24 protein-coding genes are annotated in these 22,918 nt (G+C 67.6%); 12 read left to right on the top strand and 12 right to left on the bottom strand.

Annotated features, from left to right (window positions below; all coding sequences use genetic code 11):
- Nucleotides 1–22 precede the first annotated feature (22 nt).
- A complete protein-coding gene (locus tag H609_RS0111540) occupies nt 23–994 on the top strand; it encodes a mitochondrial fission ELM1 family protein (protein ID WP_028485004.1) in 972 nt (323 codons plus the stop codon).
- Between the two features lie 110 nt (nt 995–1,104).
- On the opposite strand, the gene H609_RS0111535 is transcribed toward H609_RS0111540, so the two are convergent.
- Both H609_RS0111535 and lpxL read right to left on the bottom strand, forming a co-directional pair.
- Nucleotides 1,105–1,848, bottom strand: coding sequence for an FkbM family methyltransferase (locus tag H609_RS0111535; protein ID WP_231366511.1), 744 nt, complete (start codon nt 1,846–1,848; stop codon nt 1,105–1,107).
- 181 nt (nt 1,849–2,029) lie between these two features.
- The gene (gene lpxL / locus H609_RS0111525; protein ID WP_255349536.1) at nt 2,030–2,959 is read right to left on the bottom strand and encodes an LpxL/LpxP family Kdo(2)-lipid IV(A) lauroyl/palmitoleoyl acyltransferase; all 930 of its coding nucleotides are present in this window, start codon (nt 2,957–2,959) and stop codon (nt 2,030–2,032) included.
- Nucleotides 2,960–2,979: 20 nt separating this feature from the next.
- Here lpxL and H609_RS0111520 point away from each other — a divergent pair, with 20 nt between their 5' ends.
- The gene (locus H609_RS0111520; RefSeq protein WP_028485002.1) at nt 2,980–4,242 is read left to right on the top strand and encodes a 3-deoxy-D-manno-octulosonic acid transferase; all 1,263 of its coding nucleotides are present in this window, start codon (nt 2,980–2,982) and stop codon (nt 4,240–4,242) included.
- 73 nt (nt 4,243–4,315) lie between these two features.
- Here the strand turns inward: H609_RS0111520 and H609_RS14035 are convergent, their stop codons facing one another.
- Nucleotides 4,316–4,879, bottom strand: a complete 564-nt coding sequence (locus tag H609_RS14035) for a SprT-like domain-containing protein (RefSeq protein WP_231366510.1) — start codon at nt 4,877–4,879, stop codon at nt 4,316–4,318.
- Between the two features lie 380 nt (nt 4,880–5,259).
- Here H609_RS14035 and H609_RS0111510 point away from each other — a divergent pair, with 380 nt between their 5' ends.
- Entirely contained in the window at nt 5,260–5,706 is a 447-nt protein-coding gene (locus H609_RS0111510) for a hypothetical protein (RefSeq protein ID WP_028485001.1), read from the top strand.
- A gap of 28 nt (nt 5,707–5,734) precedes the next feature.
- On the opposite strand, the gene rnd is transcribed toward H609_RS0111510, so the two are convergent.
- The 5 genes from rnd to H609_RS0111485 form a co-directional block, all read right to left on the bottom strand.
- A complete protein-coding gene (rnd, locus tag H609_RS0111505; protein ID WP_028485000.1) occupies nt 5,735–6,883 on the bottom strand; it encodes a ribonuclease D in 1,149 nt (382 codons plus the stop codon).
- Nucleotides 6,876–7,178, bottom strand: coding sequence for a DUF1244 domain-containing protein (locus tag H609_RS0111500; RefSeq protein ID WP_018877268.1), 303 nt, complete (start codon nt 7,176–7,178; stop codon nt 6,876–6,878). Before H609_RS0111500 ends, rnd begins: the two co-directional genes overlap by 8 nt.
- Before the next feature lie 98 nt (nt 7,179–7,276).
- Complete coding sequence (mreD, locus tag H609_RS0111495; protein WP_028484999.1) at nt 7,277–7,768, bottom strand: rod shape-determining protein MreD; 492 nt, start codon at nt 7,766–7,768, stop codon at nt 7,277–7,279.
- Nucleotides 7,765–8,616 (bottom strand): rod shape-determining protein MreC, encoded by an 852-nt coding sequence (gene mreC, locus H609_RS0111490; protein ID WP_028484998.1) that lies wholly within the window; start codon nt 8,614–8,616, stop codon nt 7,765–7,767. Before mreC ends, mreD begins: the two co-directional genes overlap by 4 nt.
- A gap of 221 nt (nt 8,617–8,837) precedes the next feature.
- Complete coding sequence (locus H609_RS0111485) at nt 8,838–9,884, bottom strand: rod shape-determining protein (protein WP_018865861.1); 1,047 nt, start codon at nt 9,882–9,884, stop codon at nt 8,838–8,840.
- 128 nt (nt 9,885–10,012) lie between these two features.
- Here H609_RS0111485 and gatC point away from each other — a divergent pair, with 128 nt between their 5' ends.
- From gatC to H609_RS0111460, 5 genes are all read left to right on the top strand, one after another.
- Entirely contained in the window at nt 10,013–10,300 is a 288-nt protein-coding gene (gene gatC, locus H609_RS0111480; protein WP_018865860.1) for an Asp-tRNA(Asn)/Glu-tRNA(Gln) amidotransferase subunit GatC, read from the top strand.
- An 81-nt stretch (nt 10,301–10,381) separates the two neighbouring features.
- Nucleotides 10,382–11,836, top strand: a complete 1,455-nt coding sequence (gene gatA / locus H609_RS0111475) for an Asp-tRNA(Asn)/Glu-tRNA(Gln) amidotransferase subunit GatA (RefSeq protein WP_018877269.1) — start codon at nt 10,382–10,384, stop codon at nt 11,834–11,836.
- Between the two features lie 10 nt (nt 11,837–11,846).
- Nucleotides 11,847–13,280, top strand: coding sequence for an Asp-tRNA(Asn)/Glu-tRNA(Gln) amidotransferase subunit GatB (gene gatB, locus H609_RS0111470; protein ID WP_028484997.1), 1,434 nt, complete (start codon nt 11,847–11,849; stop codon nt 13,278–13,280).
- 21 nt (nt 13,281–13,301) lie between these two features.
- Nucleotides 13,302–14,198 carry an Hsp33 family molecular chaperone HslO gene (hslO, locus tag H609_RS0111465; RefSeq protein ID WP_028484996.1) on the top strand — a complete coding sequence of 299 codons (897 nt, stop codon included), beginning with the start codon at nt 13,302–13,304 and terminating at the stop codon, nt 14,196–14,198.
- A 147-nt stretch (nt 14,199–14,345) separates the two neighbouring features.
- Nucleotides 14,346–14,762: a hypothetical protein gene (locus H609_RS0111460; RefSeq protein WP_018865856.1), complete on the top strand. Its 417-nt coding sequence runs from the start codon at nt 14,346–14,348 to the stop codon at nt 14,760–14,762.
- Between the two features lie 18 nt (nt 14,763–14,780).
- On the opposite strand, the gene H609_RS0111455 is transcribed toward H609_RS0111460, so the two are convergent.
- On the bottom strand, nt 14,781–15,536 hold the full coding sequence (locus H609_RS0111455) for a molybdopterin-synthase adenylyltransferase MoeB (protein WP_028484995.1): 756 nt from the start codon (nt 15,534–15,536) through the stop codon (nt 14,781–14,783).
- A 179-nt stretch (nt 15,537–15,715) separates the two neighbouring features.
- Between H609_RS0111455 and H609_RS0111450 the strand changes: the two genes are divergently transcribed.
- On the top strand, nt 15,716–16,078 hold the full coding sequence (locus tag H609_RS0111450) for a hypothetical protein (protein ID WP_028484994.1): 363 nt from the start codon (nt 15,716–15,718) through the stop codon (nt 16,076–16,078).
- A 94-nt stretch (nt 16,079–16,172) separates the two neighbouring features.
- Here H609_RS0111450 and prmC read toward each other — a convergent pair whose 3' ends face one another.
- Genes prmC through hemA form a run of 3 tightly spaced genes read right to left on the bottom strand, consistent with a single transcriptional unit; the run spans nt 16,173 to nt 19,407 of the window.
- Nucleotides 16,173–17,027: a peptide chain release factor N(5)-glutamine methyltransferase gene (prmC, locus tag H609_RS0111445; protein WP_028484993.1), complete on the bottom strand. Its 855-nt coding sequence runs from the start codon at nt 17,025–17,027 to the stop codon at nt 16,173–16,175.
- The gene (gene prfA / locus H609_RS0111440) at nt 17,027–18,112 is read right to left on the bottom strand and encodes a peptide chain release factor 1 (RefSeq protein ID WP_018876034.1); all 1,086 of its coding nucleotides are present in this window, start codon (nt 18,110–18,112) and stop codon (nt 17,027–17,029) included. The genes prmC and prfA overlap by 1 nt, the downstream gene beginning before the upstream one ends.
- Entirely contained in the window at nt 18,109–19,407 is a 1,299-nt protein-coding gene (hemA, locus tag H609_RS0111435; RefSeq protein WP_018865851.1) for a glutamyl-tRNA reductase, read from the bottom strand. Before hemA ends, prfA begins: the two co-directional genes overlap by 4 nt.
- Nucleotides 19,408–19,565: 158 nt before the next feature.
- Between hemA and H609_RS0111430 the strand changes: the two genes are divergently transcribed.
- The 3 genes from H609_RS0111430 to ispE are packed head-to-tail and all read left to right on the top strand — an operon-like array spanning nt 19,566 to nt 22,818.
- Nucleotides 19,566–21,281, top strand: coding sequence for a tetratricopeptide repeat protein (locus H609_RS0111430; RefSeq protein WP_369773673.1), 1,716 nt, complete (start codon nt 19,566–19,568; stop codon nt 21,279–21,281).
- A 14-nt stretch (nt 21,282–21,295) separates the two neighbouring features.
- Entirely contained in the window at nt 21,296–21,940 is a 645-nt protein-coding gene (lolB, locus tag H609_RS0111425; protein WP_028484991.1) for a lipoprotein insertase outer membrane protein LolB, read from the top strand.
- Entirely contained in the window at nt 21,937–22,818 is an 882-nt protein-coding gene (gene ispE, locus H609_RS0111420; protein ID WP_028484990.1) for a 4-(cytidine 5'-diphospho)-2-C-methyl-D-erythritol kinase, read from the top strand. The genes lolB and ispE overlap by 4 nt, the downstream gene beginning before the upstream one ends.
- Nucleotides 22,819–22,918: the final 100 nt, after the last annotated feature.

The raw sequence follows: 22,918 nt of genomic DNA, 5'->3' as shown, positions 1-22,918 counted from the left end.
GCCGGACGCGGGCCGCTTGGCTGTGAACGAGATCTCGTGCTGGACCCTGACCACCGGCGAGGCCGGGATGACCAGTCAGGTCCGTGGCCTGGCCGAGGCCGTCGGGCTGCCCTACGAGCACAAGACGGTGGGGCTGCGACGCCCCTGGCGCTGGATGCCCGGCTCCTTTGTCCCCGGTGTGCTGCGGGGCCTGACCGCTGGCAGTGATGCTCTGGAGCCCCCCTGGCCACGCCTGCTGATCTCTTGCGGGCGGCGGAGCGCTGCGGTCGCGGTCGCTCTCAAGCGCGCCAGTGGTGGCGCCATCATGACCGTGCATGTGCAGGACCCGCAGATCTCTCCGCGCCACTTCGATTGGGTGGTGCCGCCGCGTCACGACGGGTTGGCCGGCCCCAACGTGATTGCGACGCGTGGCGCCCTGCACCGGGTGACAGCCGAGCGGCTGGAGGCTGCGCGCAGGGGGCTGGGTGACGCCTGGGCGGCGTTTCCCCGGCCCTGGGTCGCGGTGCTGATCGGGGGTGCTACCCAGCGCGGTGATCTGGGGCAGGAGCGACTGGATGCCCTGATCCGTGACCTGCGTTCGGCCGCAGAAGCCTCCGGGGGGAGTGTGCTGGTCACGCCCTCGCGGCGGACGGGCGCGGCCAGTACGCGACGACTGGTCGAGGGGCTGGCGGATGTTCCCGGGTTTGTCTGGGACGGGCAGGGCGAGAACCCCTTTATGGCAATGCTGGCAACAGCCGACCATATCGTGGTCAGTGCCGATTCCGTGTCCATGGTCTCGGAGGCGGCGGCGACCGGTGTCCCCGTATACACGGTGGCCCTGGGGCCGCTCGGCCGTCGCCTGCAGGCCTTTCACTCTGCCCTGGAGGCGGAAGGCGTGACCCGACCGTTCACCGGGGCGCTCGATCAGTGGTCCTACGCGCCGGTCAACGATACGCCGAAGGTGGCTGCGCATATCCGCCGCGAATTGGGTCTGGACGGGGAATTCAGCCCCTAATCCAGCAGGCGGTCAGGCTTGCCTGTGTTGCCAAGTGGCATGGGGCTGAAGATTACGGTTGGTTCTGCCTCGCCCACGTGAATGGGCTGAACCCGGACGGGATCCCAAGACTAAGAGTCTTCAGGGTAGAACAGATAATCCTCCTCGCCCTCGACCAGCCCTCCCACTGGGCATTTTCCTCCTGATTGATCCAGCACGGCTGCCGAATAGCCGAATCGAGAAAAGAAATCGAAGACATTGTCGGGCTCGTATCCCATGCGTGCACAGGTTTCCGGGCCAATCTCGCAGTAGACGAGAGGACGAAATTCCCTCAAAGTCTTCTCTCCGCCCCGAAGAATCTGCAACTCGGCACCTTCCACGTCCATCTTGATGAAGTCGAGCCGAGACAGTTCTCGTTCGGCGACGTACGTGTCCAAGGTGACTGTTTCTACGGTTTCCACGATGTACCGGTCCCGTTTTGTCTCGTCACCAAAATGCGCTAGCCCGATACCCAGCCGACCAGATTCCTTGATAGGGATGCTGATCCTCTCGCTTCCCGCCTGGTTCGACAAAGCGCGTGAATCAATGCGAACGTTGTCGAAACCACCCACCACTCGTTCGAGGATAGATCGTGTGTACGGGACTGGTTCAAAACAATGGACCTCGCAGCTGCCGTCATGAATCAGTGCGAACTCCTTGGCCAGGTAGCCAAAATGTGCGCCAACGTCGAAGACGGTTCCGCCTTTAGGGATGAAATGTGCGAGACGTTGTACACGGGGGCGTTCCTTGGGATTGTGGCGGGCCTTCAGGTAATGGAGCCACCAGGCAAAGCGTTGGCGCCAGTGTGAGTAGACAGGCTCTTTTGGTAATTCCATAGGTTTCTTATCCAGCTGGGTTCGGACGGGGGAAGTGGACAAGCCGTCTCGCGGTTGCAAGCCTAGTTGAGTACCTTCAGTACGGCGGCTGTAATACGCCACCAGTATAGCTGCTGTATTGAGATCACCCGTTAGCGCTGGGTTTGCTTTCCGCCCGACGATGGCCCTTTGAGAGTTCCGCTTAGTGCGCGTAAGGATCGGGCAGGCCCGCGCGCTTCTTGAAGCGCTTGTGGGTCCAGAAGTACTGGCCCGGGGCGTCCATCACGGCTTCTTCGATGATGTGGTTGATGCGCAGGGTGTCGGCGTAGGCGTCCTCGGTGGGGAAGTCTTCCACCGGGGGGTGGATGGTCACGACATAGTGGCCGTCGTCCCGGCGGTAGCCGAAGAAGGGCAGGACCGGGGCGCCGCTGACCCGGGCGATGCGATGGGTGGCCGTTTGCGTGTTCGCGGGTTCGCCGAAGAACGGGACCAGTTCGGTCTGGCGCCCGCTGGTGGCCTGGTCGGGCGCGTACCACACGGGCATGTTGTTGCGCAGGGTGCGCAGCAGGCCCTTCACGTCGTCGCGGGCGATCACGCCCGCCGTGTGCCGGTCGCGGTTGACCTTGAACAGGTAATTGATCAGCGGGCGCTCGCTGGGCCGGTACATCGCGGCAAAGTCCCGGTGCAGGCCCAGCAGGCGCCCGCAGAGCTCGAGTGTGGTGAAATGGGCGCTGACCAGCAGGGCCCCTTTGCCCTGCTCCAGTGCCCTGTCCAGATGTTCCAGCCCGTGGATTGTGTAATGTCCCTTGAGTTGTGTGTCGCGTCCCCACCAGGCCATGGCCATCTCGAGGACCCCCATTCCGGCCGCCTCGAAGTGCTCGTGCAGCCACTGTTCGCGCTGCTCGGCGGAGTGGTCGGGAAAGCACAGTTCGAGGTTGGTCCGGGCGATCGCACGACGCTCGCGGCCGAAGCGGTAGAACAGTCGCCCGATGCCGCGGCCGAGCGCCTGCTGCCAGCGGATGGGCAGCTGGATGACCAGCCGTGCCAGGCCGATGACCGCCCACATGGGCCAGGTGGCGGGACCGCGGGGTGGGCGTTCGGTCGCGCTCGATGGTTCGGGCCGTGCCGTCACGTATCGGAGTCTCCCTGCGAATGACCCGCGTAGTCTACACGGCGCTGCTTGCGTTGCTGACCCCCTTGTTGCTGATCCGCCACGGCTTGCGCAGCCGTCGGGCTTCGGTGCGTGTCCGGCTGGGCGAGGTCATGGGCTGGGCGCGCGCGCCGGAGCCGGCCGAGATCTGGATTCATGCGGTATCGGTCGGCGAGGTGCTGGCGGCGGAACCCCTGATTCGCCGGCTGCTGGACGCCGGCCCGCGGCGCATTCTGGTGACGACCACGACGCCGACCAGTGCCGCCATGCTGACGGAGCGGCTCGGCGGTCAGGTCATGCATCGTTTCCTGCCACTGGACCTGCCCTGGCTGCAGCGCCGATTCCTGCGTGCCGTGCGACCGCGCGCCATCGTGGTCATGGAGACCGAGATCTGGCCGAACATGCTGGCGGAGGCGCGGCGTGCCGCGGTGCCGGTCGTGCTGGCGAACGCCCGGATGTCCGGACGTTCGGCCCGACGCTATGCCCGGATCCCGCGGCTGATCGCGCCGGCCATGAGCGGATTTGACTGGATTGCCTGTCGCAATGCGCTGGACCGGGAGCGCTTCGTCGCCCTTGGGGCCGTGCCCGATCGCGTGACGGTCAATGGCGATATCAAGTTCGACATCCACATCGAGGAGGACGATCGCCAGGAGGTCCGGTCTCTGCGTCCGGTGGTTGACGGGCGCCCGGTGGTGATTCTCGCCAGTACCCATGCCGACGAAGAGGCCCAATTGCTGCCGGGGCTGAACGCCTTGCGCGCCGAGTATCCACGCCTTCTGGTGATCGTGGCACCACGCCATCCGCAGCGGTTTCCCGAAGTGGCAGACCTGCTGGAACGTTCCGGGCAAAGCTTCATTCGCCGCAGCGAAGGTGTGCCGGATGCCGCCACGCATTTCTGGCTGCTGGACACGCTGGGGGAGTTGAAACGTTTCTTTGGCCTGGCCGGTGTCGCCTTTATTGGGGGGTCACTGGTCGGTGTTGGTGGCCACAACCCGCTGGAGGCCGCATTGTGGAATTGTCCGGTCGTCATGGGGCCGCATGTCGACAACTTTGAACTTCTGGTGGAACGCATGGAGGCCGCGGATCTGCTATGGCGTTCAAGGAATGCCGAGGAGGCGGTCGCGCGGATGGCTGCGTGGCTGGGGGAGGGTGAGTCCCGACGCGAGATTACTCGGCAGCGCGCAACCGCTTTTATTGCAGAGAATCAGGGTGCAACGGCGCGTTTACTGGAGTATCTGAACCGACATTCCTTCCCGGGACGATGACGGCGGGGTGCCGGGTTTTCATATGATCCCGGCGCGCCCGGATGCGTGTGCTTGATCGTGGGTGCGCGCGGTATCAGCTGCAACTCCTGCCGGAGCGTCGCAGCCACTGGCCGCATTGGCGGCATTGGTACCGATAGCCGCGCTTGTTAATGAGAAAGTGTCGGCGGGCGCTCAGGGGCTGGGGACCGCATCCGCATACATAGTCGTACTGGCGCATCGTGCGAGTGGTCAGCGCCGTCGCATGCGTGACACTCGGATTGGGGAAACCCAGCGCCCGCATCAGCCCTTTCCATTCGGGGCCATGGGGCCGAACCCTTCGTATGCCGTGGGCGCGGTAGACCAGCGAGTGGGCCACCTCGTGCGCCACCGTCTCGGGAAAATGCTGATCCCATTCCAGGCTGAAGGCTTCCGGATTGAAGCGCAGGGTTTCCGCATTCTTGCTCAGGCGCCATTGCCCGGCTGCCCGGCCTTTCAGATCAAATCGAATGGCCGGGAGGTCTTTGCCCGGTGTGCCTTCGATCAAATGATACAGCCGTGCCACCTCGTCACATATCTGCTTTCTCTTTTCAGGAGAAAGAGTGCGAGCGGACGCTTGTATTTCCTGCGTATTCTTATAATCTTTCTGGCATCGTTCCATGGGTTCGTATTATTCTGCCGTGGCCAAGGGAAACACTGGTTAATGTACACGCTCACGCTCGAGTCGCTTTTGTGTGCGAACAAGGCGCGGTGACTGCCGTGCAGTCATTCTGCACAAGGGAGCCGCAACGCCGTTCACGCACAAAAGCGGCCGAGCCCCTTCGGGGTTGGCACCCCAGGTTCCCCAATCCTGCGTTGCCGCCCTTGCCGGTAGAACCACTACCGGCTGCACACCGCGCCTTGGCTCGGAAAACCTGGGGAGCCAACGTGAGTGTGTACATTAACCAGTGTTTCCCTAGTTTTAGAGAATGGGGCGGGGTTATGAACCCCTGTGGCCCAGACCTGTCATTGAATCGATTTTTCAGAATCCGGGAGTGTTGCATGAGCATGGATAACAAGAAGGCCTCCGATCTTTCAGCCGAAGAACTGTACGCCCTCGCGCGCCAGCGGGAAAAGGAAGAGGCCGAGCGCAAGGAGGCCGAGCGCCGCGAGAAGCGCGAGAAGCTGATGGAAAAGCGCAAGGAGATGCTGGCGCGCCACCGCAAGGAGCTCAACGAGCTGGAGCGCCAGATCCGCGAACTGGGCGGCCGTGTGGGCCGAGCCGCCAGCACCGGCGGTGGTCGTCGCGGGCGGCGCGCCGGAGTCGAGTCGATCAGCCAGAAGCTGTGCGAGATTGTCGCGAAAAAGCCGGAGATGGGTATCAAGGAGATCAAGGCCGAGGCCAAGAAGATCGGTCTGGATACCAAGAACATCAGCCAGACCCTGGCCTACCTGAAGCGCCAGGGCCGGCTGACCTCGCCGCGTCGCGGGATCTACAAGGCGGCCTGACCGCCCCGCAGATCCGCCCGTTCGATGCTCACGGGCGGATCTGCAAGCCCTCCTCCGTACGTGCCAGTTCGCCATCGCCCGCAAACCAGCGGGCGATGGTCTTTCCGGCGATCTCGTGGCGCCAGCCGCTGCCCAGGCGGCCGGTTGTGCCGTCTCCTTTCAGCAGCTCGATGACATCTTTGCGCTGGGCGATGGCGGCGGCGGTGATCTGGTTGCGCCGCGCGCATTCGCGCAGCAGGGCCATGCCGATGTCGGCCAGGACCTCCTCGGCCTCGGTGAGCTTCGCCTTCTCCGGGAGCTGTGGCCATTCCTCACGCGGCAGGGCCTGGCCCTCGCGGATCGCCTCCAGCAGTTCTTCCTGACGCGGCGGCTTCATGCCGTCGGGGAAGCCGCGCAGCTGGTGCAGGGCCGCGGTGTCCTGAGGGGTGCGCCGGGCGATGTCGATCAGGATATCGTCGGCCAGGATCCAGCGTCGCGGGCGATCACTCGCCTGTGCGGCGCGTTCGCGCCAGGCCGCCACGGCCTTCAGCACGCCGCGCTCGCGCGGCTTGAGCCGCTTGACGCCGGAGACGCGCTGCCAGGCACCTTCGGGGTCCGGCTCGTAGAGGGCTGGGTTGCTCAGCGCCTCCATCTCCGGGCGCAGCCAGTGCATGCGGTCGTGGCTCTCCAGTTCATGCAGCAGGCGCATGAATACCGTGGCCAGAAAGCGCACGTCGTCCGCGGCGTAGTGGATCTGCTGTTCGCTTAGCGGGCGGCGTGACCAGTCGGTGCGGGTCTGGCTCTTGTCGAGGTCGCGGTCGAGGATCGCCTTGACCAGGTTGGCATAGCCGATCTGCTCGCCGTAGCCGAGCATGCTGGCGGCGATCTGGGTATCGAATACCGGGGCGGGGACGCGCCCGAGCTCGCGATACAGGACCTCGAGATCCTGTGATGCCGAATGGAAGACCTTGGTCACGCCGGCATCGAACAGCAGGGGCTCAAGCAGGCCCATATCCAGCCGCAGCGGGTCGACACAGGCGATCTGGTCGAGGGTGGCCAGCTGGATCAGGCACAGGCGCGGGTAGTAGGTCTTCTCGCGCATGAACTCGGTGTCCAGCGCGATCCAGTCGGTCCCGGCAATGGTGTCGAGAAAGCCCTGCAGGGCCTCCGGGGTCTCGATCAGGCCATGATCATGCATCGTGCGATTTCTGGCTGGCCTCGAATGCCGCCTTCTGCTCGGGGGTCGCTTCTTTCTGGTAGCGCGCCTTCCATTCGCTGTAGGGCATGCCGTAGACGATCTCGCGCGCCCCTTCGTAGTCGATCGACTCGCCGCGTTCCTCGGCGGCGGCCACGTACCATTTGGACAGGCAGTTGCGGCAGAAGCCGGCCAGGTTCATCAAGTCGATGTTCTGCACGTCCTTGCGCTCGTCCAGATGCTGCAGCAGGCGGCGGAATACGGCGGCCTCGATCTCGGTTTGCTTGTTCGTGTCCATGGCAGGGCTCCTTGTTTCGGGTTGGCGGGGCACAGTATGCGTGACCGTTCACGCTGCTTCGAGCCGGGCGCGGGTATGTGCACGAATCGGCGTCTCCCTCAGGTCAGGTGCAGGAGCCAGCGCCGGCGCACGTCGCGCAGCAGGAAAAAGATCAGCGGCCAGAGCAGGGCGCTGGTGATCACCGGAGCCCAGTACGTAATCCGGTCCGGTGGAAAACCGGTAATCCCCTGGGGCCACAGGGCCAGCAGCTTGTACAGGGCGATCAGGATCGCGACCACCATCATCTGCTGCCAGACCGGGTACACCCGCAGGCGCGGATGGATCTGCAGCACGATGTAGATGATCACCGCCAGGGCGATGGCGTTCTGCCCCAGCAGTTGCCCCATCAGGGTATCCAGCAGCAAGCCGGCGACAAAGGCGGTCAGGATGCCCGCGCGGGTCGGAAATGCCATGGCCCAGTAGATCAGGACCAGTGCCAGCCACTCCGGCCGAGCGGGGCGCAGGGTCTCGGGGATTGGCACGATGGCCAGGGCCAGGGCCGCCAGCAGGGTCAGCGCCACCGGCCAGGGGATGCCGATGGCGCGGGTCATGGCGTTGCCGGCGCGTTGTCGTCCGGCTCGGGTTCCGGCGTGAATGCGCCCGGCCTTGCCTCCGCGTCCTCATCCAGTTCAAGGGGGGCGATGCCCGGCATGATACCCTCGGTCCACAGCAGCAGGACCTCGCGGGAACGATCCAGCGCCGCCAGCGGCTCGGCCTGGATGCTCAGAAAGGGCTGGCCCTGCGGGCGCTCGACGGAGGTGACCCGGGCGACTGGATAGTCGGCCGGGAAACGGCCGCCCAGTCCGGAGGTCAGCAACAGGTCGCCGGGTTCGACGTCTTCCTGCAGCGGGACGTGGCGCATCTCGAGGCGCTGCGGGTTGCCGGTCCCGACCACCAGCCCCCGCAGGCCCGTGCGCGCGCTGAGCACCGGCAGGGCATGGCTGGGATCGGAGATCAGCAGGGCCACGGAACTGGTCAGGCGGGTGGACAGGACCTGACCGATCACGCCGTCGGCATTGATGACCGGCTGGCCCGCGTAGACGTCGTCCGCGCGCCCCTTGTTGAGCACGATCTGCTGGCGGAAGGGGTCCAGGTCCACGGCCAGCAGCTTGGCGATCTCGACGCGTTCCTCGGCCTGCTGCGCGGTATTGAGCAGGGCCCGCAGGCGGTCGTTCTCCTGCTGCAGGGCCTCGAAACGCAGCTGGCGGGCGCGCAGTTCCGCGTTCTCGCTGCGCAGGATGCGGTTCTCGGTGATCAGGTCCTCGCGGCGGGTGAACGACTCGAACACCCGGCTGACCGCACGGACCGGTGTGTCCACTGCGACTTGCAGCGGGTAGGTCACGGTGGCCATGGTGCTGCGGACAAACTGCAGTTCATTGACGCGGTGGTCCAGCGCCATCAGCGCCAGGCCCAGCAGGATGACCGCGAGCAGGCGCAGAGTGGGCGAGACACCCAGTCTGAACAGCGGCTTGCTGATGGCGTGACCTCCGGTTGCGGATCGCGTCGACGAGGCAGGGTTGCGGAGTGTTGTACCCGCGATCCTGCCGACCAGTTGCGGTCCGGAGTGTAACCCGAGTCACCGGCCGCGGGAGAGCCGGGGCCCCGTGGCCGGAGTGGGGGTTATTCCATTGCCAGGAAGTCGACCCGCTTTTCGTCGAGCATCTCGAGCACGCGGCCGCCGCCGCGGGCGACGCAGGTCAGCGGGTCGTCGGCGATGACCACCGGAATGCCGGTTTCCTCCATCAGCAGGCGGTCCAGCTGCTGCAGCAGGGCGGAGCCGCCGGTCAGCACGATGCCGCGCTCGGCAACGTCCGCGCCCAGTTCCGGCGGGGTCTGCTCCAGCGCGGTACGCACGGCGGAGACGATGCCGTACAGCGGGTCCTGCAGGGCCTCGAGGATCTCGTTGGAGTTCAGGGTGAACGAGCGCGGCACGCCCTCGGCCAGGTTGCGGCCCTTGACCTCGATCTCCAGCAGCTCCTTGCCCGGATAGGCGGAGCCCACCGCGTGCTTGATGCGTTCGGCCGTGGCCTCGCCGATCAGCACGCCGTAGTTGCGGCGCACATAGGCCATGATGGCCTCGTCGAAGGTGTCACCGCCGATGCGCACGGATTCGGAGTAGACGATGCCGTTCATCGACAGCACGGCCACCTCGGAGGTGCCGCCGCCGATGTCCAGCACCATCGAACCGACCGCTTCGTCCAGCGGGATGCCGGCGCCAATGGCCGCGGCCACCGGTTCCTGCAGCAGGTAGACCTTGCGCGCCCCGGCGCCGAAGGCCGATTCGCGGATCGCGCGGCGTTCCACCTGGGTGGCCCCGCAGGGCACGCAGACCAGCACGCGCGGGCTGGGCCGGAAGATCCGGCGTTCGTGCACCTTCTTGATGAAGTACTGCAGCATCTTCTCGGTGGTGGTGAAGTCGGCGATCACGCCGTCCTTCATCGGGCGCACCGTGACCACGTGCTCCGGCGTACGGCCGAGCATCTTCTTCGCCTCGATCCCCACGGCCTCGATGGAGCGCGGGCCGCCCGGGCCGCGGTCCTGACGAATGGCGACCACGGAGGGTTCGTTCAGGACGATGCCCTGGCCGCGCATATAGATAAGGGTGTTGGCGGTGCCGAGATCGATGGAGATGTCGTTGGAGAACAACCCCAGAAGGCGTTTGAACATGAAGAAGAAACCTGCTTGAGTGGGCGGGCGGGAAAGCCGTCGACTCTAGCAAGCGCCCGGGGTTTGGGCAACAACGGCTTTGTGGTAAGTTTGCGCTCCGTTTTGCCCGCAACAGGACCCTTCCCGCCATGTCCGTCGATACCTCCGAAGTCCGGCGCATCGCCCACCTCTCCCGTCTGGCCATGAATGACGACCAGGCCCGGGATTTCGCGGGAGGGCTGAGCGATATCTTTGCCTTTGTCGAACAACTGGATGGGGCGGCCATCGAGGGTGTCGAGCCGATGGCCCACCCGCTGGACGCCGAGCAGCGCCTGCGCCCGGATGCGGTCACCGAGCCGGACCGGCGCGAGGCCTACCAGGCGATCGCCCCGGCCGTCGAGGGCGGGCTGTACCTGGTCCCGCGCGTGATCGAGTGATCCCCCGCGCGTGATCCACTCCACGTTGTCACCGTTCTGTTGAATCCGTCACGCTTCTAGCCAGCAAGAGTCCCCGAAACCATGGCCCAGGAAACCCTGTCCGGCTGGGTGCGCAAGCTCCAGGCCCGCGAGATCAGTTCGCGCGAACTGACCCAGCTGTATCTGGACCGGATCGAGCGCCTCGATCCGCAACTGAACAGCTTTATCACCGTGACCGCCGAGCAGGCGCTGGCGCAGGCCGACGCCGCCGATGCGCGTCTGGCCCAGGGCGAGCAAGCGCCGTTGCTGGGTGTGCCGATCGCGCAGAAGGACATCTTCTGCACCGAGGGCGTGCGCACCTCCTGCGGCTCGCGCATGCTGGATCCGTTCGTCTCGCCCTATAACGCCACCGTGGTCGAGCGCATGAACGCCGCCGGGGCGGTGATGCTGGGCAAGACCAACATGGACGAGTTCGCGATGGGCTCCTCCAACGAGACCAGTTTCTACGGGCCCGTGCGCAATCCCTGGGATACCGAGCGTGTCCCGGGTGGTTCCTCCGGGGGCTCCGCCGCCGCGGTGGGCGCGCGCCTGGTGCCGGGGGCCACCGGCACCGACACCGGCGGCTCGATCCGCCAGCCGGCCGCGTTCTGCGGCATTACCGGGCTCAAGCCGACCTACGGCCGCGTCTCGCGCTACGGGATGATCGCCTTCGCCTCCAGTCTCGACCAGGGCGGGCCGATGGCCGCGACCGCCGAGGACTGCGGCCGGATGCTGAACGCGATGGCGGGCTTCGACGAGCGCGACTCCACCAGCGTCGAACGCCCCGCCGAGGACTTCACCGCCGGTCTGAACCAGGACCTCAAGGGCCTGCGCATCGGGCTGCCGACCGAGTTCTTCGGCGAGGCGGGCCTCGACGAGCGCGTGCGCGGCGTGATCGACGCGGCCATCGAGGTGCTCAAGGGCCGCGGCGCCGAGGTGCGCGAGGTCGGTCTGCCCAACAGCCACCTGTCGGTACCGGCCTACTACGTGGTCGCCCCGGCGGAGTGTTCCTCCAACCTCGCGCGTTTCGACGGCGTGCGCTATGGCTATCGCTGCGAGAACCCCGAGGACCTGATGGACCTCTACACCCGCTCGCGCGGGGAGGGCTTCGGCGACGAGGTGAAGCGGCGCATCATGGTCGGCACCTACGTGCTGTCCGCCGGCTATTACGACGCCTACTACCTGAAGGCACAGAAGGTCCGCCGTATCATCGCCGATGACTTCCGCCGCGCGTTTGCGGACGTGGACGTGCTGCTGGCCCCGACCACCCCGGAGCTGCCGTTCGCACTCGGTGCCAAGGCCGACCCGGTCAGCATGTACCTGTCCGACATCTACACCATCGCCGCGAACCTCGCCGGGCTGCCGGCGATGTCGCTGCCGGCCGGCGAGATCGACGGCCTGCCGGTGGGCCTGCAGCTGATCGGCAACTACTTCGACGAGGCGCGCCTGCTCGGCGTCGCCCACCAGTATCAGCAAGAGACCGACTGGCACACGCGTGTGCCGGCGGCCTTCGCCTGAGGATCGCCGCATGGAATGGGAAACCGTCATCGGGCTGGAGATTCATGCCCAGCTCAATACCGTCTCCAAGATCTTCTCCGGGGCGCCCACCGCCTACGGCGCCGAGCCCAACCGCCAGGCTTGCCCGGTGGATCTGGGCATGCCGGGTGTGCTGCCCGTCCTGAACCAGGGCGCGGTGGAGCGGGCCGTGATGCTGGGGCTGGCGATCAACGCCGAGATCACCCCGCGCTCGGTGTTCGCGCGCAAGAACTACTTCTATCCGGATCTCCCCAAGGGCTACCAGATCTCGCAGTTCGAGCTGCCGATCGTGGGCCTGGGGTACCTGGATATCGAGCTGGAAGACGGCACGACCAAGCGCATCGGGGTGACCCGCGCGCACCTCGAGGAGGACGCCGGCAAGAGCCTGCACGAGGGCTTCGAGGCGATGACCGGTATCGACCTCAACCGCGCCGGTACCCCGCTGATCGAGATCGTCTCCGAGCCGGAGCTGCGCTCCGCGAAGGAGGCCGTGGCCTACATGAAGAAGCTGCACTCGCTGGTGCGCTATCTCGATATCTGTGACGGCAACATGCAGGAAGGCAGCTTCCGCTGTGATGCGAACGTCTCGATCCGGCCGAAGGGGCAGACCGAGTTCGGTACCCGCGCGGAGCTGAAAAACCTGAACTCCTTCCGCTTCGTCGAGCGCGCGATCAACTTCGAGGTCGAACGCCAGATCGACGTGATCGAGAGTGGCGGCACGGTGGTCCAGGAGACCCGCCTGTACGACCCGGACCGCGACGAGACGCGTTCCATGCGCAGCAAGGAAGAGGCGAACGACTACCGCTATTTCCCGGATCCGGACCTGCTGCCGCTGGTCGTGGACGGTGCCTTCATCGACTCCGTGCGCGAAAAGCTGCCGGAGCTGCCGGACGCCAAGCGCGCCCGCTTCGTCGAGCAGTACGGCCTGTCCGATTACGATGCCGGTGTGCTCACCGCGACCCGCGAGATGGGCGACTTCTACGAGGCCGTGGCCGCCGGCTGCGATGCCCCCAAGCTGGCCGCCAACTGGGTGATGGGCGAGTTCTCCGCCGCGCTCAACCGGTCCGAGGTGGAACTGGAGGATGCCCCGGTGAACGCCGAGGCGCTGGCCGGCCTCCTCGCGCGCATCCAGGACGAGACCATCTCCGGCAAGATCGCCAAGGAGGTCTTCGAGGCGATGTGGAACGGCGAGGGCGACGCCGATGCGGTGATCGAGGCCAAGGGCCTCAAGCAGATCACCGATACCGGCGCGATCGACGCCATCATCGACGAGGTGATGGCCAGCAACCCGCAGCAGCTCGAGCAGTACCGGGGCGGCAAGGACAAGCTGTTTGGCTTCTTCGTTGGCCAGGTGATGAAGGCCACCCAGGGCAAGGCCAACCCCGCCCAGGTGAACGAGCGCCTGAAGGCGAAACTCGACGCTTGATCATGTCCGAGGTCAGCCGCGATGCGTGAGGCCGATACCTTGCACCGGTTCATGCTGGAGGAGGCCGGGGTGCGCGGCGAATGGGTGCACCTGGATGCCGCCTGGCAGGCCCTGCTGGAACGCCACGAGTACCCGCCCGTGGTGCGCGACCTGCTGGGCCAGGCCTATGCGGCGGTCGCCCTGACCGCGGCCACCCTCAAGTTCGACGGCTCGCTGATCCTGCAGGTCACCGGCCCCGGCCCGGTGCACATGATCGTGGCCCAGGCCGACGGCCAGGGGCGGCTGCGCGGGCTGGCCCGCTTTCGCGAGACGCCGCCCGAGGGCGCGACACTGGCCGAGTGCGCCGGCGAGGACGCACGGCTGATGCTGACCCTGGACCCGGGGGATGGCGGCGAGCGCTATCAGGGCGTGGTCGAGCTGGAGGGCGAGACCCTCGCGGACGCGATGAACGTCTACTTCGAGCGTTCCGAGCAGCTGCCGACCCGGCTGTGGCTGGCCAGTGGGGCGCAGTCCGCGGCCGGCATGCTGCTGCAGGCGCTCCCGGGCGAGGGTGGCGATGCGGTGACCCGGGACTCGGAGGAATGGAACCGCGCGACGATCCTGGCCGAGACCACCACCGCCGACGAGCTGCTGGAGCTGGATGCCGGGACCCTGCTGGGCCGGCTGTTCGCCGAGGAGCGCGTGCGCCTGTTCGACGGCACCGGTGTCAGCTTCCACTGCCCCTGCTCCCGCGAGCGCATCGGCGAAACCCTGCGTAGCCTGGGCCGTGACGAGATCCGCAGCATCATCGAGGAGCAGGGCTCGGTGGACGTAACCTGTGAGTTCTGCAACGCCCACTACCACTTCGACCCGGTCGATGCCGAGGCGCTGTGTGCCGCCGAGGGTGCCCAGCCGCCGACCCCGGATACCCGTCAGTAGTCCGCCCCGTACGATCCTTCGGACGTACCCTCTCGTTAGCCGGCCGTGACCCCCGGGGGCCAGTCGGATGTGGGCTGTGCCCCCGAGCGTCCGCGGTCTTGCTATAGATGCAGGACTGACCTTGCAGCGTTCGCAGACGGGGGCGCAATGTATTCCCGGCATACCGAAATCCCGACCCTGGATGTCCGCCCCGGCTGGCTGGTGGAGGCGCGTTACTTCAACCAGGTGCGGCGTGCCCTGGCCCGTCTGGGGCCGGAGGTGCGCCTGTCGCCGCCCGGGCTGAAGCATCTGGATCTGATCCTCCAGCGCGATGCGTGGATTGTGGTCGACCGGGTGCTGAACGATATGCCGGTGGTCGCCTGGACCGCCTTTCACTCCCGGGGGCGGCGCAGCCTGCATCGCCCAGTGGCCTGCGAACTGCTGCTGTTCCACGCCATGGCCAGCATGGTGATGAACCGCACCCTGTCGGCGATGGAGCCGGAGCTCGCGGCCGCACTGGCCGAGGCCGGGCCGCCGGCGGCCTCCGGCAAGGTCCTGCCGTTTAATCCGCGCTCCTGCGCCTGAATCGGGGTTGCCCCGGGTTCAGGACGGGGCGTGGCGGTGGCCACACGCGGGGCAGCCGGGGTCGCGCCGCAGGCGAATCTCCCGGAACTGCATGGCCAGTCCGTCGAGGATCAGCAGCCGGCCGCTCAGGGTCGGCAGGCCCATCAGCAGCTTCAGCGCCTCGGTGGCCTGCAGGCTGCCGACCACGCCGGGCAGGCTGGCCAGCACCCCGTTCGCGGCGCAGGTGTCCTCGTCGCCGCCCCCTTCGCCGTAGAGACAGTGGTAGCATGCCGCCCCGGGATCGCGGTAGTCGAAGGTGGTCAGCTGCCCCTCGAAACGGATCACGGCGCCGGAGACCAGTGGCGTGCCGGCCGCCAGCGCGGCCCGGCTGATGGCCCCGCGGGCGGCGAAGTTGTCCGTGCCGTCCACGACCGCGTCGGCGTCGGCGAACAGCCGGCGCATGGCCGCGTCGTCGAGACGTTCGGCGCGCGCCTCCACCCGGCAGGCGGGGTTCATCGCGGCGATGCGGTCGGTCGCCGAGGCGACCTTGTCGCGGCCGATGTCGGCATCGGTATGCAGGATCTGGCGCTGCAGGTTGGTCACCTCGACGTGGTCCGGGTCCACCAGGGTCAGGCGGCCCACGCCGGCTGCGGCCAGGTAGGCGGCGACCGGAGAGCCCAGTCCGCCCAGTCCCATGATCACCGCATGCGCCTGCTGCAGGGCCTCCTGACCCTCCACCCCCACGCCGGGGAGCATGATCTGGCGGCTGTACCGCAGGAGCTGGTCGTCATCCATGGAGCAGGTCTCCGGAGAAAGGCCGAAATTGTAACCGGCGTCACGCTCGCCGGCGGCCTCAGTTGGGTACCGTTCAGGAACGCGGAATAGGCTGAATCCTGGCAATCCTGCCACAACCACGGGTCGGTCGACGCTCCTGAGGAGCGCGCGGACGACCCGAATGGAAGGAGGGATCACTCATGAAGCGACTCACGATTCTGGTACCTGCGGCTCTGCTGGCGCTTGCCCTGGCCGCCCCCACCCATGCGGCCCATCCGGTCTCCGGCCCGATGCAGGCGGCGGGTGCCGCCAGCTTCGATGCCGCCGCGCTGCAACCGGTGCGGCATGGCCATTCGCGCGGACACAAGCACTACCGTGGGCATCCGGGGGCGCATGGCCACAAGCAGGCGAAGCGCGCGAAACACCGCGGCCGCGGCCATCACAAGGGCTCGCGCAGCTACGAGCATCATCACTATCACTACTACGACAACCCCTCGAGCCGCTACCGCCACCGCTCTTCGCCCAGTGGCTCGGTCAACCTGCACCTGCGCCTGCCGCTCTGATCCGGACGCAGCCTGATGCAACGCGAGCCCCGGCCCCTGGCCGGGGCTTATTGTGATGGTTGCAAGCGCCAACCGATTCAGTGGTTGCCCCGGGTCAGTGCATCCCCAGCGTGGTCCGTTCGTGGCCGGCGGGGTCCCTCAAGGTCCGGATCGCCCGGTAGCCCGCCTGTTGCAGGCGGTCCCGCACGGCCGGGCCCTGATCGAAGCCGTGTTCCAGCAGCAGCCATCCGCCGCGATTCAGGTGGGGCCGGGCGGTATCGATCACCCGGTACAGGTCGGCCAGGCCATGGGCGTCCGCCGCCAGGGCCGAGCGCGGTTCGAAGCGCAGGTCGCCACGGGTCAGGTGCGGATCATCCGGGTCGATGTACGGCGGGTTGCAGGTGATGATGTCCAGCCCTGCCGTTGGCGTCAGCGCGTCCAGCCAGTCGCCCTGCCACAGCCCGACCGGCAGCCCCAGGTCGCGCGCGTTGGTCTGCGCCTGTTGCAGCGCCGCATGACTGCGGTCGCTGGCGAAGGCCCGGATGCGCGGGCGTTCGCTTTTCAGTGCCAGGATGATGGTACCGGGGCCGGTGCCGAGGTCCAGCACCCAGGGGGTGTCGGTTGCGAGCGTGTCGATGGCCAGGAGGGCCTGTTCCACCAGCAGCTCGGTTTCGGGGCGCGGGATCAGGCAGGCGGGGGAGACGCCCAGGTCCAGTGTCCAGAAGCTGCGTCGGCCGAGGATGTGGGCCATCGGTTCGCCGGCGCAGCGGCGCTGGCAGAGCGTGTCGGCGCGGGCGGCCTGTTCGGCCGTGGCGGGGTCGGTGCCGTGGGCGATCAGCTGCGCGGTGTCCAGGCCGGTGGCGGCGCCCAGCAGCATGCGGGCCTCGAGTCCGGGCGCCTCGATCCCGGCGGCCTCCAGGCGGGCACGCAGGTCCCGCAGCAGGCTGTCCAGCGTGGCCGGGGTTTCCATTACGTTTCGGAGAGGGTGGCGAGCTGCTCGGCCTGGTATTCGTGGATCAGCGGGTCGATGACCGGGTCGAGATCACCGGCCATCACCTGTTCCAGCTTGTACAGGGTCAGGTTGATGCGGTGGTCGGTTACGCGGCCCTGCGGGAAGTTGTAGGTGCGGATGCGCTCGGAGCGGTCGCCGCTGCCGACCAGGCCCTTGCGTTCCGCGCTCTGCGCGGCGGCCTGGGCCTCGCGTTCGGCCTCGAACATGCGCGCGGCCAGGTAGGTCATGGCCTTGGCGCGGTTCTTGTGCTGCGAGCGTTCTTCCTGGCACTCGACCACGATGCCGGTGGGCAGGTGGGTCAGGCGCACCGCGGAGTCGGTCTTGTTGACGTGCTGGCCCCCGGCGCCGGAGGCGCGGAAGGTGTCCACGCGCAGGTCGGCCGGGTTGATCTCCGGCATCTCGACCTCCTCCAGTTCCGGCAGGATGGCGACGGTCGCGGCGGAGGTGTGGATGCGGCCCTGGGATTCGGTCTCGGGGACGCGCTGCACGCGATGGGCGCCGGATTCGAACTTGAGTCGCGAGTAGGCGCCCTGACCGGCCAGGCGCCCGATCACCTCGCGGTAGCCGCCATGTTCGCCTTCGCTGGCGCTGAGGATCTCCAGCTTCCAGTTCTTCTGCTCGGCGTAGCGGGTGTACATGCGCAGTAGGTCGCCGGCGAACAGCGCGGCCTCGTCACCGCCGGTGCCGGCGCGGATCTCGAGGAACACGTTGGCGTTGTCGTGCGGGTCCTTCGGGATCAGGTGGCGGTAGAGCTCGGCCTCCAGGGCCTCGGTCTGCTCGGTCAGGGCCTCGATCTCGGCCTCGGCCATCGCACGCAGTTCGGGGTCGTCCTCCGCGAGCATCGCGCGCGCCTCGTCCAGTGCGGCGTGGTTTTCGTGCCAGGCCTTCCAGGCCTCGGCGACCGGCTCCAGCTGGCTGTATTCCTGAGACAGACGACGCAGCTGGTCCGGGTCCTCGGCGGCATCCGGGGTGGCCAGCAGTTGCGCGATCTCGGCGTGGCGCTCGGCCAGGCCCTCGAGCTTGGTGCGGAACGAGGCCTTCACGAATGGGTGCCGGAGTCGGGATCGTTGCCGGGGTCGTCTTCCGGGGCTGGTAGCTGGAACAGGCGGTGCGCGGCCTCCAGCAGGCGGGCGTCGCCCTCGTGGGCCGCGGTGTTCAGCGATTTGCAGGGGGCGTGCATCAGCTTGTTGGTCAGGTTGTGCGCCAGGAGCTGCATCGCCTCCTCCGGCGACTTGCCGGCGCGCAGCATCGCCTCGGCCTTCGCCAAGGCTTCCGCCTTCACGCTGTCGGCGCGCTGGCGCAGCTGGCGGATGCTGTCCACCGAGTCGCGGGCCCGCAGCCAGCGCATGAATTCGCCGGCGCGCTGGGTGATGATCTCTTCGGCCTGTTCGGCCGCGGCCTGGCGCGAGGCCATGTTTTCGTCGATGACCTCCTGCAGGTCGTCGACGGTGTAGAGGTAGACGTCCTCGAGCTGGCCGACTTCGGGCTCGATGTCGCGCGGCACGGCGATGTCCACCATGAACATCGGCTTGTGGCGCCGCTTGCGCAGGGCGCGTTCCACCGCCCCCTTGCCCAGGATGGGCAACGGCGCGGCGGTGGAGGAGATCACGATATCGGCATCGGCCAGGCGGTCCGGGAGCTGGTCGAGGCTGATGGCCTCGGCGTCGAAACGCCCGGCCACCGCGCGGGCGCGCTCGACCGTGCGGTTGGCCACGATCACGTTGCCAATGCCGCCACCGGAGAGGTGCTGCAGGGCCAGTTCGATGGTCTCGCCGGCACCGATGACCAGCGCGGTCAGGGGCTTCAGGTCACCGAAGATCTGGCGTGCCAGCGAGACCGCGGCGAAGGCGACCGAGACGGCGCTCTGGCCGATGGCGGTCTGGGTGCGTACGTCCTTGGCGGTGGCGAAGGCGTGCTGAAACAGCCGTTCCAGCGAGCGCCCCAGCGTGCCGGCGTCGTGGGCATGTTGGTAGGCGGTCTTCATCTGTCCCAGGATCTGCGGCTCGCCCAGGACCATGGAGTCCAGCCCGCTGGCCACGCGCAGGGTGTGGCGCACGGCGGAGCCGTCGTGGTGCAGATAGAGGTAGGGCTTCAGTTCGTCGCGGTCGATGCCGTGGTAGCCGCCGATCCAGTCGAGCACGCGCTGTTCGCTGTGGGGGTCGCCCTCGCGGAAGTAGACCTCGGTGCGGTTGCAGGTCGACAGGATCGCGGTTTCCGGCAGCAGCACGCCGGAGCGCAGCGAGTGCAGGGCCTCGCCGAGCTCGTGCTCGTTGACGGAAAGCCGTTCGCGAATGGCGACCGGTGCCGTCTTGTGATTGATCCCGAGAGTGAACAGCATGCTGGCGCGTATTGTGCCGGAAAACGCGGGCGCGTGGCCGAATTTCCCGATAGTGTACTGTGCTGTAGGCTTGCGTTGGATTGCGGCGGGGATGGAACCCCGCAGCTGCCTGGCCCGTCCCACCCGGTATGCCCGAGCTGATGCCGACTGGATACAAGATGATTCGAAGCCTGCTCGCGCTGACCGCCGTGCTTTCCCTGGCGGGCTGCGCGCACACCCAACTGGATGCCTCGGAACCGCCGGAGTCGGATCGCCCCGAGGTGCTCCCGCTGATGCAGACCGAGGATCCGGAGGCCGCGCTGATGTTCAGCGTGCTGGCCGCCGAGATCGCGGTGCGTTCCGGCGAGCATGCCGAGGCCGCGCGTTACTACGGGGCGGCGGCTCTGCTGAGTAACGATCCCGCCATTGCCGAACGCGCCACGCGCATCGCGCTGTTCGCGCGCGATCACGAGCAGGCCCAGCGGTCGGCCGACCGCTGGCTGCGGCTCGCGCCGGAGAGCATGGAGGCCAGCCAGGTCTCGACGGTGCTGCGGATCAATGCGGGGGATGCCGAACAGGCGGCCGAGCAGCTGGATTCGCTGATGAATCGGGTGGTGGTGCAGGGTGGCGACCCCAACGCCACGCTGGGCGGTGTGATCGGCCAGGCCCAGGACCAGGCCGCCGCCCTGGAGACCATGCGGCTGCTCGCCGAGCGGCGCAGCGACGATGTCGGTGTCCACCGTGTACTGGCCGAGGCCGCGCTGCGCTTCGGCGAGCCGGGCGAGGAGGTGCTGGCGGTGACCGGGCCGGCCAGCGAGCGCTTCCCGGATTCGGTGCCGCTGCAGCTGCTGCATGCGCGCGCCCAGAGCGAGGCCGGGCAGGAGGACGCCGCGATCGAGACCCTGCGCGCGACGGTGGAGGCGCATCCGGAGAGCCGCGAGGCCCGGCTGGGCTACGCGCGCGTCCTGACCGAAATGGAGGATGACGCCTTCGCCCGCGAGGAGATGGATCGCCTGGTGGAGCTGGCGCCGGAGGATACCCAGCTCCTGCTGGCGCTGGCCCTGATGAACCTGGAGGCGGAGCAGTTGGGGCCGGCCCGGGATTATCTGGAGCGCCTGGACGCACTGGGGGAGCGCGAGAACGATGTCGCCTACTACCTCGGTCGGCTGCACGAGATGGCCGACGAGCCGGACGCCGCCCTGGCCGCCTATGGCCGCGTAGAGGGGGGCGATCACGCCGATGATGCACGCCTGCGCAGTGCGCGCCTGACGCTGCGGCACGACGGCCAAGAAGCGGCGCGCGACTTGTTTGCGCCGATGCAGCAGGGCGTGGACGACGATCTGGCCCGGCGCGCCTATCTGGCGGAGGCGAACGCACTGCGCGAGATCGGCGACTATGCCGAGGCACGCGCCCGGTTGAATCGCGGGCTGGTGCAGTTCCCCGGGGATACCCGGCTGCTGTACCTGCGGGGTCTGGTCCACGAGCGCGAAGACGACATCGCGGCCGCCGAGGCCGATTTCCGCACGATCCTCGAGTCCGATCCCGAGAACGTCGCGGCCCTGAACGCGCTGGGGTACACCCTGGCGGATCGCACCGAGCGGTATGACGAGGCCTATGACCTGATCCTGCGTGCCTACGAGCAGGAGCCGGACGATGCCGCCATCATCGACAGCTACGGCTGGGTGTTGTACCGCCTGGGCCGGCTGGAGGAGGCCGAGACGCAGCTTCGCCGGGCGTACTCGCTGTCGGACGACGGCGAGATCGCCAGCAATCTGGCCGTCGTCCTCTGGGAGCGAGGTGCGCGCGACGAGGCGCGGGAGATCCTCGAGGCTGCGCTGGAGCGCGAGCCCGATCATGAACGCCTGCAGCGCGTACGCAACGACCTGATCGAATGAGCCGGGCTGCGGGGATGCGGAAGCCCGAGAGTCTTGCGGGCGGGGCGAGGCTGGCCGGTCTGCTGGTCGGCCTGGGTCTTCTGCTGGGTGGCTGTGCCGCGCCCCTGCCGGAGGCGGATACCTCGCCGGCCGCCGAGGCCGCCTTCGAGGCCCGCACCGCACAGCTGGAGGCGCTGGACAGCTGGCGACTGGTCGCGCGCCTGGGGCTGGCCTCCGGCGAGGAATACTGGTCCGCCCAGCTCAACTGGCGGGTGCAGGAAGGTCAGCACGTGCTGGACCTGTCCGGCCCGATGGGGCGCGGTGGTGGTCGGCTGACGCTGTCCGAAAGCGGGCGCGCGCTGCTGGTGACCCGGTCCGGCGAGCGTTTCCAGGCGCAGGACCCGGATGCGCTCGTCGCGCGGGTCCTGGGCGAGTCGATCCCGGTCAGCGGCATGGTCTACTGGGTGCGTGGCCTCCTCCACCCCGAGGCCTCGTACCAGCTGGATATCGACGCGGACGGGCGGCCACTGGAGATCCACCAGTCCGGCTGGACCATCGAGTACAACGAGTTCGAGGAAATCGACGGCCTGGCGATGCCGGTCACCATGGTGCTGGAGCGCGAAGGGGTGGAATTGCGGGCCCGCATCGGTCGCTGGCAGCTTGGTGGTGATCCGTCATGACCGCTGCCGTCGCGGGCGGGGCCTTCGACACCACTTTTCCCGCGCCCGCCAAGATCAATCGATTCCTGCATATCACCGGCCGGCGGGCGGACGGATATCACGAGCTGCAGACGGTGTTCCAGTTCCTCGGGCTGGAGGATCGCCTGCGCTTCGAGCCCCTGCCGGCGGGGCGCTTCGAGATGGCGGGCGCGGCCATCGACGGGGCCGACAACCTGTGCCTGCGCGCGGCCCGGCGCCTGGCCCGGGTGGCGAAGACCCCTTTTGGCGTGCGTATCCATCTCGACAAGCGGATCCCGGTGGGCGGTGGCCTGGGGGGCGGCAGTTCCGATGCCGCCACCACGCTGGTGGCTTTGAATGCCCTGTTCGAGCTGGGGTGTGATGTCGAGCAGCTGGTGGGGATCGGCCTGGAGCTGGGTGCCGACGTACCGGTGTTCGTGGTCGGCCAGGCAGCCTGGGCCGAGGGTGTGGGCGAGCGGCTCACGGCCGTGGTCCCGGATACCGGCTGGATCCTGCTGATCGACCCCGGGGTTTCGGTCGCCACCGGAGCGATGTTCGGGTGTGCGGAATTGACACGCGACTGCCCCACCGAGACAATTTCGTCCGCCGTCGACGCCAGCCGGTTCGTCAACGTGTTCGAACCGGTGGTGCGGGCTCGTTATCCGGAGGTGGATCGGGCGCTGCACTGGCTGGCGGAGCAGACGCCGCGGGCGCGCCTGAGCGGGAGTGGCGGTTGCGTGTTCGGGGTGTTCCCCGACGAAGCGGCAGCTGGGGCGGCGCAGTCCGCGCAGCCGGCTCCGTGGCGCAGCTGGGTGACACCGCTGGTAAACGTGTCGCCCCTGCGGGCCTGGCTGCCGCCAGGCGGTGTCGAGACAGAATAAGTCCAGAGTTATTGGGCCGTAGCCAAGCGGTAAGGCAGCGGGTTTTGATCCCGCCATGCGCAGGTTCGACGCGAGCGGCGCAGCCGCGACCGACCGTCGC

The organism is Thioalkalivibrio sp. ALE17 (assembly GCF_000425605.1).
In the GTDB taxonomy this organism is placed as follows: domain Bacteria; phylum Pseudomonadota; class Gammaproteobacteria; order Ectothiorhodospirales; family Ectothiorhodospiraceae; genus Thioalkalivibrio.
This window is presented reverse-complemented; position numbering and strand designations above follow the sequence as displayed.

Bases quoted from the DNA above. Each gene is read 5' to 3' on its own strand.
- ispE (WP_028484990.1), top strand. From the start codon at position 21,937: ATGACCGCTGCCGTCGCGGGCGGGGCCTTCGACACCACTTTTCCCGCG.
- H609_RS14035 (WP_231366510.1), bottom strand. From the start codon at position 4,879: ATGGAACGATGCCAGAAAGATTATAAGAATACGCAGGAAATACAAGCG.
- H609_RS0111535 (WP_231366511.1), bottom strand. From the start codon at position 1,848: ATGGAATTACCAAAAGAGCCTGTCTACTCACACTGGCGCCAACGCTTT.
- hslO (WP_028484996.1), top strand. From the start codon at position 13,302: ATGCGTGAGGCCGATACCTTGCACCGGTTCATGCTGGAGGAGGCCGGG.
- rnd (WP_028485000.1), bottom strand. From the start codon at position 6,883: ATGCATGATCATGGCCTGATCGAGACCCCGGAGGCCCTGCAGGGCTTT.
- prmC (WP_028484993.1), bottom strand. From the start codon at position 17,027: ATGGAAACCCCGGCCACGCTGGACAGCCTGCTGCGGGACCTGCGTGCC.
- H609_RS0111500 (WP_018877268.1), bottom strand. From the start codon at position 7,178: ATGGACACGAACAAGCAAACCGAGATCGAGGCCGCCGTATTCCGCCGC.
- H609_RS0111430 (WP_369773673.1), top strand. From the start codon at position 19,566: ATGATTCGAAGCCTGCTCGCGCTGACCGCCGTGCTTTCCCTGGCGGGC.
- gatA (WP_018877269.1), top strand. From the start codon at position 10,382: ATGGCCCAGGAAACCCTGTCCGGCTGGGTGCGCAAGCTCCAGGCCCGC.
- gatB (WP_028484997.1), top strand. From the start codon at position 11,847: ATGGAATGGGAAACCGTCATCGGGCTGGAGATTCATGCCCAGCTCAAT.
- mreD (WP_028484999.1), bottom strand. From the start codon at position 7,768: ATGACCCGCGCCATCGGCATCCCCTGGCCGGTGGCGCTGACCCTGCTG.
- H609_RS0111460 (WP_018865856.1), top strand. From the start codon at position 14,346: ATGTATTCCCGGCATACCGAAATCCCGACCCTGGATGTCCGCCCCGGC.
- mreC (WP_028484998.1), bottom strand. From the start codon at position 8,616: ATGGCGCTGGACCACCGCGTCAATGAACTGCAGTTTGTCCGCAGCACC.
- H609_RS0111455 (WP_028484995.1), bottom strand. From the start codon at position 15,536: ATGGATGACGACCAGCTCCTGCGGTACAGCCGCCAGATCATGCTCCCC.
- H609_RS0111520 (WP_028485002.1), top strand. From the start codon at position 2,980: ATGACCCGCGTAGTCTACACGGCGCTGCTTGCGTTGCTGACCCCCTTG.
- H609_RS0111510 (WP_028485001.1), top strand. From the start codon at position 5,260: ATGAGCATGGATAACAAGAAGGCCTCCGATCTTTCAGCCGAAGAACTG.
- lolB (WP_028484991.1), top strand. From the start codon at position 21,296: ATGCGGAAGCCCGAGAGTCTTGCGGGCGGGGCGAGGCTGGCCGGTCTG.
- gatC (WP_018865860.1), top strand. From the start codon at position 10,013: ATGTCCGTCGATACCTCCGAAGTCCGGCGCATCGCCCACCTCTCCCGT.
- hemA (WP_018865851.1), bottom strand. From the start codon at position 19,407: ATGCTGTTCACTCTCGGGATCAATCACAAGACGGCACCGGTCGCCATT.
- H609_RS0111450 (WP_028484994.1), top strand. From the start codon at position 15,716: ATGAAGCGACTCACGATTCTGGTACCTGCGGCTCTGCTGGCGCTTGCC.
- H609_RS0111485 (WP_018865861.1), bottom strand. From the start codon at position 9,884: ATGTTCAAACGCCTTCTGGGGTTGTTCTCCAACGACATCTCCATCGAT.